Raw genomic sequence first — 10,183 nt, 5'->3', positions numbered from 1 at the left:
GCCGCCTTCAACGCCACCGGCAAGCGGGTCCGCGATCTGCCGCTGACGCCTGACAAGTTTTTGTAGGTTTGGCTGGTGCGAGGAGCCGCCCGGCTGCGGGCAGCATCGTGTGCCACAACAGGACAGCCTGCCTCGGTACTCTGGCTAACCGGCTCGGTCGGCAGCCTGGCAACAGCGGCGGGAACGCGGGAATTCGTCCTGATTATTCGGTTGCGATGGCCACGCAAAGATGATGCCGTCAGGCGATCCATTGATGGCCTGGCGACGGCACCAAGATGGCGCCGCGAGCCTGGTAAAGAAGTGCGCCGGGTTGCTCCGGTGTGATCAGCGCTTGGCTTTTTTCGCCGACTTTTTCGCGGTCTTCTTCTGTATGGTTTGGATCGCCTTCTCGATGCCCTTGAGCGACCTGTCGGCGTCCCTGATCAAGGCTTGATAGTCGGCCTTCTTCTTCTTGTAATTATTCAACAAGTCTTTTTTTTGCTTGGCCGTCAGCTTGTCGAAGTCGATCAGGTTGGCCGTAAATGCGCACATCGCCTCGCTCCCGGGAATCGATTGATCCAAAAAACTTGTCCCAATGCGGAATAGTCTAGTTTCGATAGTTCCAATTGGCAATCGAGTTGTATGACAGACAGACCACCAGCCGTTCGGGACCACGCGGCCGTGCGCGCGCTTACCGTCTACCGATCGGCGAGGCGGCCAAGCTGCGCGAATGGATTGGCGACCGCCTTTGCCAGAAATCTGCGGTACTCCTTGACCCAATCGAGCCTGGCATCGGTCTTGAGCAATTCGTCCTTGTATTCACAGAGGCCCGTTATCCCGGGCGAAGTTTCTCGCAGCGTCATCGACAGCCACGCGCGGTCGATCGGCATCACGGTGCGGCCTTCCTGATGTCCGAACCGCTGAACCTTGATCTTCGAGAGCCTGAGGGGCCGGCGAAAGCCAACCTGGAGAACGAAATAGATTTGAACGAGCAACGAAGGAGACACGCCGGCTTGCTGTGCCAGGCTGTCTGCAATGGTGTCGAAAGGCAATTCCTGCCGGTCATAGGCCTGGGAAACCGCCTGCCGCACGCGACCAAGCGCCTCGCCGAACGTTAGATTCGGATCAATTTTCGTCCGGATCAAAGTTGTGGTCGCAAAGGGACCGATGACGCGTTCTCGCCCCAACTCGGCGCGATTGGCCATCAACGTCGCCACGCAAATATCAGTGCGGCCGCTGTGCAGCGACAGCAAGCTCTTGAACGCGGTGAGCAGGGTCGTAAACAGCGTCACACCCCTATCGTGGCCGAGGTCTTTCAGTTGCGCGGCAAGATCACTGGAAAGCTGAAATGGTCTCGCGACGACGCGCGAGATCAGCTCGTCGCCGACGCCGATCGAGGGATCGCCGAACAAGGGCGAGAAGCCTTTCAGGTTCTCTTTCCATTCGACGAGCTGCCGTTTTGCAGCCGATGTGCTGGACCACCGACGCTGCCAGTCGGCAAAATCGTAAAACTGGAATTTTGCCTCGCGCAGCGGCGCCTCGGCGCCATCGATCTCGGCGGAATAAAACTCGGAAAGCTCTTCCATGAAGATCGTCACCGACCAGCCGTCGATGATGATGTCGTGGAAAACCAGCAGCAAAACATGCTCCTTCGCGGCGAGCCGAAACAGGAAGGCGCGAAACAACGGGGCCTGATCGGTGGCGATGCGCTTGAAGTATTTTTGCTCGACTTCGAGCTTCGCCTTGAGCAGCAGGAGCTTTTTGATTCCAGCGTTCTTGAGCGGTGCGCCCAGCGAAAGATCTTTCACCGTCAGTCGGGCTTTGACGTCATTCTCCTTCATCACGAGCGCAACGGGCCTGCCCTTGCGCCAGCCAAACGCCGTGCGCAACGAGGCATGGCGGCGCATGACGCGGGTCAAGCTTCGTTTAAGCGCGCCGACGTCGAGAGGGCCGCGCAGCCGATAGGCAAAGGGCAGGTTGAACTGCGGCAAGCCCGGCAGCTTGCGTTCGATTCTGAGCATGCGTTCCTGAACCACCGACAGCGGCTTGACGCCATACTGCTTCGTCTGCGCGGTCAGTTCGGGCAAATCGCTCGCAGGCGGCATCGAAACGCGGGCACGCTTTTGTGACGTCTCCACGCGAAGCGCCAAAGCGGCGACCGTTGGCGTCTCGAAGATATCGTCAAACGTCAACTCGACGCCAAAGTCGCGCTTGATGCGCAGGATCATCTGGGTCATGTCAAGCGAATCGACGCCGAGCGCGAGCACGTCCTCCTCGAGACCGACGTGATCGGAGCCGAGGATTTCCGCCCACGCGCCGGCGAGCCGGTGCGCCAGTGTCGAGCGGTGCGGTGCCGCCCCGGCGCCTATTTGGTGCGCCTCAGGGTGCGAAAACGCCGCCTGAAGCTCGGCCCGTTTGATCTTGCCGCCGGCACCCTTGGGAATCGCGTCGACGATCCGGATCACGCCGGGGGTCTTGAAGGGTGCCAGATGTTCGCGCGCGAAATCGCGCAATTCCCGGACACCGGCTATTGCGCCCCGGCGCAGAACGACGGCCGCCGCCACATCCGAGCCAAGCCGGCCGTGCGGCACGGCGAATACGGCGGCGTCGACCACATCGGGATGACCCAGCAAAGCCGCTTCAACCTCGGCAGGGGCGACCTTCTGCGCGCCCTTGTGGATGATCTCCTTCAATCGGCCGACGATAAAGAGATAGCCGTCGTCATCGAGGTAGCCGATGTCGCCGGTCCGAAACCATCCGTCTCGAAACGACGAAGCCGTTGCCGTCGGATCGTTGTCGTAGCCACGCGTGACAGTCGGGCCGCGCAATGCGAGTTCGCCGCGCTTGCCGGCCGGCAAGTGTCGGCCCTGGCTGTCGAGAATGGCGATTTCCGGGCCCGCCGCGGGACCGACCGAACCCGGCTTTCGTCGATCGAGAGGATTGGCGGTGATCTGGGTGGCGGCCTCGGTCATGCCGAAGGTGTCGATCACCGGAACGCCGAACAGGGTTTCCAGCGCGCTGAGCGTCTGGGGAGCCAGAGACGTGGAGGCCGAGCGGACGAGCCGCAACGAAGAGTGCTTCACGATCGGCCTGCCGGGCGCCGCGGCCAATATCGCCTGATGAATGGCGGGTACCGCCGTGTACCAGGTTGGCTGGAATTCAGTGAGCCAGTCGAAAAACTTGGCGGCGTCGAAACCCGGCGTAGAGACCACGCTCGCGCTCGCCGCGAGCGAGGCCAAAAGACCCGAGATCAACCCGTGGCCGTGAAACAGCGGCAGCACGTTCAAGAGCCGGTCCTGCGGTCCAAGCCGCAGATTGTCGCCGACATTGCGGGCCGACAGGCAGACGCTCGCATGCGTCAATGGGACGGTTTTCGGCCAGGACGTGCTGCCCGAAGTCAGGAGCAGGAAGGCGTCATCCTGGCTCGAGGAAAACTCCTCGTCACCCGATCGGGTCGTTCGTCGCCCGCCGATTCCGAACGAACCGGCGCGGTGGTCGGTTCGGGGCATGATCTCGACGACTGGCAGGCCCATGGCTTGGGCAACGCGCCGGCTCGCCGGGCTCGCATCAGGTGAGGTTAATAAGGCCGCCAGGTGCGATTGTTCGAAATAGCGGCGGTACTCGTCTTCGGTCAGAGCTGGGTTGAGCGGAACACAGACCGACCCCGCGGCAACCGCAACCATCGCGACCGCAGCTTCCGGCCCATTGGGCAACACGACCGCGACCCGACCGGTTCGGCCGATGCCGAGGCCTCGCAGTGCGCAAACGACCTCGCGTGCCTGTTTCCATAATTCGCCATAGGTCAACGGTTCGCGGCCGGGTGCAAGAATGGCTGCGCGGTCGGGTGAGGTTTGTGCGTGGTGGGAGAGCAGGTCCGGAATAGCGGGAAACGGATACGTTGCTGCGTTCTTAATCAAATCGTCGCGTTTCGAAGGTATCGAGATGTCAAACAAATCTGCCCCCCAATTCGACGTTGCGTCGTGGTGTTTCGACGCTTGAGACTTTCGAGGACGGTATTGCTGCGCCGACTGTGAATTCGATTATCCAGACACCGATCGATCAGTCGAGTCCGATCGCTGCATCCGGTCCCTTACCGCCTGCTGCGCTCCAGACAAGGGTCAACCTCCGGTCCCGCCAGTGGGCCGCGATCCACTTGTGGTTCTTGGCGTTTGGTTGAATTCTATCGTACCTTGCGACGCAACAGGTGCCTTGAAATGGTGCACGAACGTCCCGCCCGGCTCGAACGGAGGTTGGCAGCCATATTGGCTGCGGACGTGGCCGGTTATTCGCGTCTCATGCATGCCGCGGAAGAGGCCACGCATATGCGCCTCACCGTACTCATGACGAATGTTGTCGTTCCGGCTATCGAGACGCACGGCGGACGGATCGTCAAGAACACCGGAGATGGCTTGCTTGCGGAATTTCCGAGCGCCGTCGAAGCAACCCGCGCCGCGTTGCAATTCCAGAAAAAGATCGATGAAATTTCGATCAACGAGCCGGAAGATCAGCGGATCCTGTTCCGCGTCGGTGTCAATATCGGCGACGTCATCGTCGAGCCACACGACATTTTCGGAGACGACGTCAACGTTGCGGCGCGGCTCGAGAGCATCTCGACGCCCAGTGGCATCTGTATCTCGGCGGCGGCCTACGATCAGATCAGCGGCAAGCTGGCGGTCGAATTCGACGACATCGGCGAGCAATTCTTCAAGAACATCGCCCGCCCGACGCGGGCCTATGCCTGGCCTCGGTCAGGGACTGAAGCCGGGGCATATGGTTTTTCGGTGCGCGGTCCGGTATCGCCGCCATATCTGTCCATGGTGGTGTTGCCGTTTGCCAATTTCGGCGACGACCCGGAACAGGAATATTTCGCCGACGGGGTGACCGAGAGCCTCACCACCGACCTGTCGCGCATCGACGGATCGTTCGTGATCGCCCGCAACACCGCGTTCACCTTCAAGGGCAAGGCCGTCAATGTGAAGCATGTTGGGCGCGAGCTGAACGTGCGCTACGCGCTCGAGGGCTCGGTGCAGCGCGGCAGCAAGCGGCTTCGGATTAATGTGCAGCTGATTGATACGGAAACCGGCAAGCACATCTGGGCCGAACGTTTCGAGAAGCCGATCGCCGATCTCTACGACATGCAGGACGAGATCGTCGCGCGGCTGGCCCAGGCGCTGGATGCCCAACTCATGATGGCCGAAGCCCGACGGGCGGAGCGTTCGAGAAATCCCGACGCCATGGAGCTGGTTTTCCAGGGTATCGCGTGTCTCTACAAGGGGCCGACCTCAGAGCCGCTTTCGCAGGCGAGGCGCTTCTTCGAACGCGCGCTGAAGATCGATTCCCGGAACGTCGGCGCGCTCGTCGGCCTGGCGAGCGTCGATGCCACCGCCGGCGCCTTCATGCTCACCGATGATCGCTCCAGGCTGCTCGCGCTCGCCGAAAGCAATGCGATCAGGGCGCTATCGCTGGACCCGGACCGGGCGCTCGCGCACAGGGTTCTGGGCACGATCTACAACATGACCAACCGTCACGTACAGGCGATCGCCGAGTGCGAGCAGGCGCTGACATTGGATCGCAACCTGGCGGATGCCCACGCCGTCATCGGGATGGCCAAATATTATCTGGGCCGGGCCGGCGAAACCGAAGGCCATATCCTCGAGGCCTTCCGCCTGTCGCCGCGCGATATCTATGCGCACCGCTGGATGCAGTTCATGGGTGTGTCGAAGATGCAACTCGGTGCAGATGCCGAGGCTGCGGTCTGGCTTCGGCGCAGCGTCGAAGGCAATCGCAATTCACCGCTCTCGCATTTTTTGCTGGCCGCCGCATTGAGTTTGCAGGGGTCGCTCGAGGAGGCGCGCCTTGCCGCGGCCGCGGGGCTTGCGTTGAACCCGGGCTTCACCATCCGCCGCTTCCGTGCTTCCCAGCCGAGCGACAACAAGGGCTTTCTCGATGGGCGCGAACGCCTTTACCGGGGCATGCTGCTCGCCGGCGTACCCGATGAGTGATGCGGGTGACGGAGCGATAAATCGATCGCTTCTGTCCCGGCGCACTTTGCTCTCGGCCGCAAAGCTCATCGATATGTCTGTCGGGCGGGAAGGGCGGCAGCGAATCGTCAAGAACTCGGTTACCAGACGGGTCAACACCACCGAGTTCATCACGAAGTATCAGCAATAAACATCAGTCGTCATCGATATCGACCAGCTGTCCCTGGCAGTCGACGACACGGCCGTCCTGCATGACCGGCACGTAGATGCATGAGCGTCCGTCGGCGTCGATCAGCTTGATGGCCTGCGGCATCGTGTCGGGATACTCGCCGCCATGATCCATGGTTTCGAAGCGAAGGCCGCTGCCGTCGAGTTTCGGATCTTGCGGTCTGCCCTCCGGCGCAAGCGGAGCGAATCTGCGGATCAGCTTCATCAGTAGAGCTCCGATTCTGAAGTTCGCAAGCTGTCGCGGCTACCTCTGATGCGAACTTCAGAATCAAAGGAGCTCTAGCAATTTATTTTTTCTAGTGCGGCTTTGAATTTGAAGTTCCTGTGATGGACTCGCGGCGAAACTGATAGGAACTTCAAATTCGCCGCACTAGTGCTCGCGATGCAATTGTATTACCTGAGATGACCGCGTCGGCCGGTCATCTGCCCGATGCACCGGATGATCCCACTTCACATTTCGCGCGATCCGCGCCGCTGGCATCGAAGCCTGCGCGGCCCTGCTTTCGATGTAGATCTGCTCCGCGACCAGCATGCCGGCCGCGAAAACAAGGGTCGCCATCGCGCTCGCCAGTTGAGACGTTTCGTTCATTGCACTCCCAGCCTCTTCATTATCGATGCGATCAACCCACAAGCGGGAAGCGATGTTCCGCCGATCTGCCGAATCTTCCCGTTCTGGGCCTTGACAGGCTGCGGCTGCTTGTCGCTCCCGACTTTCGTTTTCCTGGCGGGAACACGACGGCCCGCCGCTCGTTTTCACCGATTGCGGTCGGGTCTTTCGGGGCTGCATCACGAGCCGTCGCCATGGCAAATCAGTTGCGTCGCGTGCCATCCCCCGGCGGCCTGGTCCGTCTGTCCGGCTTTCTGCTCGGCCTGGTTTTATCCGCGACGGCGGCGCCGACCGCGCAGCCGGCCTTTGCGGATGATGCCCCCCAGGAGCCGGCGGGAGCATCGCAACCGCATCAACAGCAGCCCTCCGTTGAAAACACCCAAGAAAACACGCAAGAAAACACGCAAGGCGACGACCGCCAGTCGAAACAATTCGGCCCGCGTGACGCTGCCGCGCCGGCAAAGCCGACAAACATCTGCGAGGCCCTTGCCGCGGCGGCCGCCGCCAATGCGTTGCCTGCGAATTTCTTTATCCGCCTGATCTGGCAGGAAAGCCGTTTCGCGCCCGATGCGATCAGCCGCAAGGGCGCGCAAGGCATCGCGCAATTCATGCCGGAGACCGCGAGGTCAAACGGCCTGGAAAATCCTTTCGATCCCGTTGAGGCGATCGAAAAATCCGGACGGCTGTTGAGCGATCTGCGCCGGGAGTTCGGCAACCTCGGCCTTGCGGCTGCTGCCTACAATGCGGGACCTGCACGCGTCCGCGATTGGCTGAGTGGCCGGCGGCTGCTGCCGCGGGAAACGCGAGCCTATGTATGGATCGTCACTGGCCGCTCCGCCGAGGCGTGGCGAAGCGGTGAGCAGGACGTCGACGCCAAAATACCTTCCAGCGATGCGATCCGCTGCGATGGCGCAGCCGCAACGCTCATTCAGGCCTCGAGCGCCGCATCGGCGAAACGCGAAGAGGCGGGAAAGGAGAACGTCAAGAAGCCCGACATCAAGAAACCTTGGGGCGTTGAAATCGTCGGGGGAACGACGCCTGAAACCGCGCTGGCCCGTTACCGCGATTGGCGAGTGAGGTTCGCGGCCATCGTCGCGGACCGCGAACCCAACGTCGTGATCCGCGGGGTCGTGGGCCAGGCCGGCGCGGCGCGCGTTCGTATCGGGGAGGACACCCGCATGGGGGCCGAAAAGCTGTGCGCCTCGCTGCGCTCCGCCGGCACCTATTGCGACGTGATGCGCAATTGAACCTAACGCGCGGCGGTGAACACGATCGCGCGGATGCGGCCTTCGATGGCGCCCGTGCCGAACCGGCGCGCCAAAGCCTCGGCCGTCCGCTGCGTCGCTTCTTCGAGCCGCGTGGCGTCGCGCGCGATGATCTCGTTCCGCAGCGGACTGCCCTGGCAGTAGGCGATCGCGGCATCGCGCGGCGAGGCCGCCTTGCTCGTTCGATCGACGACCTCAATCGACACCGTGCCGAACCCGGCTGCGTTCAAATGCTGACGGACCTGTTCGGCATCATGGTAACCGTGCGGCGTCCGTGCCATGAAGCGGGGCGGATCGTCGGGAAACACGGCCGCCAGCTCTTCGGTCACGATGTCGGCAAACTCGTTGTCAGCGATCTTGCCCCAGACATTGAAAAAGAACTGGCCGCCGGGCCTGAGAAGACGGAGCGTCTCTCTGAACCCGGCGAGCTTGTCGGGAAAGAACATCGCGCCGAACTGACAGGCGACGGCATCGAAGCTTTGATCCGGAAACGGCAGCGCCATCGCGTCGGCCTGTCGCCATTCCACCCGGCCATTTTGAGCGGACAGCGTCTTGGCGTAGTCGAGCATCGCCGGATTGAGGTCGGTCGACACGATTCGGGCGGGTGGCGGCAACAGCTGTTCGATCGCCCGCGTCAGAACGCCGGTTCCTGCCGCCGTCTCCAGCACGTCTTTTGGTCCGGCTTGAGCCAATCGCCCGGCCAGATCGCGCGCATAGGTGTCGAAAATCAGCGGGACGAAGAATCGCTGGTAGATTTCCGGAATCGAGCCAGCGAACGTCTTGTCGGTCGCCTCCATTGATACTGCTCCCGCTAACACCCCAGAGATCATAGGGGCGGGGGTCGTCTCCGTGAAGAACTCGGGGTCGTCCATGATGTCGCGGCCGCAACGCGCGGGTGGGTGGCGAGATGAACCGCTTCGGCCGATAATCGAAAGATATCGAGCGATTCCTTGCCGGGGTTTTCAGATGCTGAAATTGGCCATTCCCATGATCCTTGCCGTATCGGCCGGCCTTAGCCTCGTGGTGCAGCAGGCGCTGAATGCGAATCTGCGCGCCGCGTTGAGCTCGGCCGCCTGGTCGGGCTTCATGAGCTATCTGCTCGGCGTCATCTGCATGGCGGCGCTGGCGCTCGCGATGCAGGACCCGTTTCCCTCGGCCGCCACGGCCGCGCGCATCCCCTGGTTCGCCTGGAGCGGCGGCCTGTTCGGGGCCATCTTCATTGCGCTTGCGATCTTTCTCATTCCGCAGCTCGGCGCGGCGACCTTTTTTGCGCTGCTCATTACAGGCCAGATGCTCGGCTCGATCGCCTTCGATCACTTCGGCCTGCTTGGCCTTGCCGTTCAGCCCGTCAGCGCGGTGCGCATCATCGGCGCGGTGCTCCCGGTCGGCGGCGTGGTGTTGATACGGATGTAGCGCGGTTCGCGATTTGAACCGGTCTCAATTTGCGTGGGAAAGTTGACTGCGGCTGCGCCGATAAGGTCGGGCGTGGCCGATGGAGAGCGCTGGCACGCCGAGGGCGGCGCCTTCGAAGGCAATGATCCGCGCTGGAGTGCTATCGCACCGTCAGCTCGGCTCGCTTGTGTGAAATTTTCATGACGTCGAGTGGTTTGGCGCGCGCAGTTGATGCGCGTCAAAGGTCGAACCCCGCAGCGGTGCCAAACGGAAGCCGAACTCGATATCCCGCTGGCGAGGTTGCGCATGCCCCACATTGCTGACACAGCACTTCCACTTTTGGCTCGAACCACAGCGCGCCAGAATACCGCCAAACAGTCGTTCGCCGCCGCGATCAATGAACATTCGAAAAGCGGGCCGACCACCGAAAAGATCAGCGTTCGCCGCCTCAACTTCTTCTATGAAGATGGCACGCGGGCTCTCCACGACGTGACGGTGCCGGTCTACGACAGGCGCGTGACCGCCTTCATGGGACCTTCCGGCTGCGGCAAGTCAACGCTGTTGCGGGTGTTCAACCGCATCCATGACCTTTATCCGGGACAGCGCGCGGAGGGTGAGGTCCTGCTGGATGGGCAGGATATCCTCGGGCAGATCGACGTCTGCCAATTGCGTGCGCGCATTGGAATGGTGTTCCAGAAGCCGACGCCATTTCCGATGACCGTTTACGACAA

9 protein-coding genes are annotated in these 10,183 nt (G+C 61.9%); 4 read left to right on the top strand and 5 right to left on the bottom strand.

The features are described from left to right. Positions 1-324: 324 nt before the first annotated feature. Entirely contained in the window at positions 325-531 is a 207-nt protein-coding gene (locus tag VFL62_RS02025; RefSeq protein WP_325170710.1) for a hypothetical protein, read from the bottom strand. A gap of 146 nt (positions 532-677) precedes the next feature. Continuing rightward, positions 678-3,896: an AMP-binding protein gene (locus VFL62_RS02020; RefSeq protein WP_325170709.1), complete on the bottom strand. Its 3,219-nt coding sequence runs from the start codon at positions 3,894-3,896 to the stop codon at positions 678-680. Between the two features lie 333 nt (positions 3,897-4,229). On the opposite strand from VFL62_RS02020, the gene VFL62_RS02015 reads away from it, so the two are divergent. Further along, entirely contained in the window at positions 4,230-5,981 is a 1,752-nt protein-coding gene (locus VFL62_RS02015; protein ID WP_414644576.1) for an adenylate/guanylate cyclase domain-containing protein, read from the top strand. Between the two features lie 172 nt (positions 5,982-6,153). Here the strand turns inward: VFL62_RS02015 and VFL62_RS02010 are convergent, their stop codons facing one another. Then, complete coding sequence (locus VFL62_RS02010; protein WP_325170707.1) at positions 6,154-6,393, bottom strand: hypothetical protein; 240 nt, start codon at positions 6,391-6,393, stop codon at positions 6,154-6,156. 165 nt (positions 6,394-6,558) lie between these two features. Continuing rightward, the gene (locus tag VFL62_RS02005; protein WP_325170706.1) at positions 6,559-6,747 is read right to left on the bottom strand and encodes a hypothetical protein; all 189 of its coding nucleotides are present in this window, start codon (positions 6,745-6,747) and stop codon (positions 6,559-6,561) included. A gap of 242 nt (positions 6,748-6,989) precedes the next feature. On the opposite strand from VFL62_RS02005, the gene VFL62_RS02000 reads away from it, so the two are divergent. Next, entirely contained in the window at positions 6,990-8,042 is a 1,053-nt protein-coding gene (locus tag VFL62_RS02000; RefSeq protein ID WP_325170705.1) for a lytic transglycosylase domain-containing protein, read from the top strand. A gap of 2 nt (positions 8,043-8,044) precedes the next feature. Here VFL62_RS02000 and VFL62_RS01995 read toward each other — a convergent pair whose 3' ends face one another. Next, the gene (locus VFL62_RS01995) at positions 8,045-8,857 is read right to left on the bottom strand and encodes a class I SAM-dependent methyltransferase (RefSeq protein ID WP_325170704.1); all 813 of its coding nucleotides are present in this window, start codon (positions 8,855-8,857) and stop codon (positions 8,045-8,047) included. A 169-nt stretch (positions 8,858-9,026) separates the two neighbouring features. Between VFL62_RS01995 and VFL62_RS01990 the strand changes: the two genes are divergently transcribed. Further along, entirely contained in the window at positions 9,027-9,473 is a 447-nt protein-coding gene (locus tag VFL62_RS01990; protein ID WP_325170703.1) for a DMT family transporter, read from the top strand. 285 nt (positions 9,474-9,758) lie between these two features. Further along, positions 9,759-10,183: ATP-binding cassette domain-containing protein (locus VFL62_RS01985; protein ID WP_325170702.1), on the top strand; the 425-nt coding region annotated here is incomplete at its 3' end.

Source organism: Bradyrhizobium sp., from assembly GCF_035701725.1.
Classification (GTDB): Bacteria; Pseudomonadota; Alphaproteobacteria; order Rhizobiales; family Xanthobacteraceae; genus Bradyrhizobium.
Note: the sequence above shows the minus strand (reverse complement) of the source record. Positions and strands in the feature narration are given on the sequence as shown.